Source organism: Dietzia sp. B19, from assembly GCF_014145155.1.
Classification (GTDB): domain Bacteria; phylum Actinomycetota; class Actinomycetes; order Mycobacteriales; family Mycobacteriaceae; genus Dietzia; species Dietzia natronolimnaea.
Genome location: NZ_JAALED010000292.1, coordinates 1 through 1,388, shown reverse-complemented (window position 1 = coordinate 1,388; position 1,388 = coordinate 1). Strand labels below are relative to the sequence as shown.

Here is a 1,388-nt window from a genome sequence, read left to right as displayed (position 1 = left end):
TGGGGCGCTGCTGGTTGGGGGTCAGGGGGTGGCGGCGGTGTCGACCTTCACCACGGCCTGGGGCTGACCCAGTCCGAATCCGAACCGGCCTTCGGTCCTCAGGATGACCTCGTTACGCTCGAACGACTCCTTAGCCTGACCGTTCCACTCGGCGGTGACGCCTCGCGAATCGGTGAACAGGCTGGCCTGCGACAGGTCGGCCACCACACCGGTACCCGGCGCGACGGCGGTCGAGGTGGTGACCTGGACGCCCCAGAGACGACGAGCGGCGCGGTCGACCGGAGAAGCCCCGAGGACGTACTCGCCCGACCCGGAGGTGACCGTCATTTCAGCGGTCTCCCAGTCGGCGGGCGAGAGCACGATCGCGTTGGGGGTGTACCCGAGCGACTCGATCTTCGTGATCGACCGGCGAAGGGTCGTCAGCAGGTCGGTCTCAAAGGCCTGAGTTTGGATGCCCGAGTGCCCGAGCATGCCCAGGAATTCCTCGCCCTCGCCCGACCCGTTGAGCACCAGGCGCTCCACTTCGGAGTAGATGCCGTAGACGAGTTCGCTCTGGACCAGCGACTGGACCGCTGCGGTGTCCTGCAACACGAACTTGTCGATGCCATCTGAGATCGTGGCGACCACGCGCAGGCGGTCCTCGCGAGAGACAAGCCCAACGGTCGAGGTCGGCTTGACCGCACCGACCGGCACGGCCTCGGCCTGCAGATCGCGAGCCGTCTGGACCAGGTACCTATAGACCGGGCTGGTCAGCCCCGTCACGCGGATCAACTGCAGTACCGAGTTCGGCACCTGCGGGAGGTTCGCGGGGTTCTGGGCGACGACCGTGGCGGTGGCCTGTCCGGACACGAGCGCCTTGGCACCGCCCCGGGTCTCGACCAGCCGGTCGGCCAGTCGCTCGACCGAGTTCTTGAGACTGAGCCCCCCGACCGCCAGCGGTGCGCCGTTCCCGACCGGCAGGCCCCCGCCTGCGCCGCCCTTGCCGGAGTGATCCGGCACGAACGAGCCCCCGCCCAGACCGCTGAAGATGGCCTGGTCCTCGGCGGCCTTCTCCAGGTGCTCGTTCAGCTCCGTGATCTCCTTCTCCTTGGCCTTGAGGTCCGCCCGCTCGACGTCCGTGAACCCACCGCGCTTCTCGGCGCGCTCGATGGTCTCCAGCGCGGACTTGATGAGCGCGTCTCGCTCTTGCTTTACGTTCATGCTGATGTGCCTGTCTACGAATGCTCGGGCTACAGGTGAGCCGGAGCAGAGTGGATTGAGTGAGCATCAACGCTTCTCGCTGGGCGGGCGCTTTATGGCTGGCCGCCTCGACCGGATGGGGGGGAGGCTGGCGGACCACATCAGACGCTGGCCGCTGTCTGCGCGGGTCGTGGTTCTCGTGCCCCCGG

General features: G+C 67.6%; 1 protein-coding gene. It reads right to left on the bottom strand.

Features of this window, described 5'->3' with window-relative positions; translation table 11 throughout:
- Positions 1-21 precede the first annotated feature (21 nt).
- Entirely contained in the window at positions 22-1,200 is a 1,179-nt protein-coding gene (locus G6020_RS09105) for a phage major capsid protein (RefSeq protein ID WP_182610394.1), read from the bottom strand.
- Positions 1,201-1,388: the final 188 nt, after the last annotated feature.

Excerpts from the sequence above, each read along its gene's own strand:
- G6020_RS09105 (WP_182610394.1), bottom strand. The coding sequence starts at position 1,200 with ATGAACGTAAAGCAAGAGCGAGACGCGCTCATCAAGTCCGCGCTGGAG.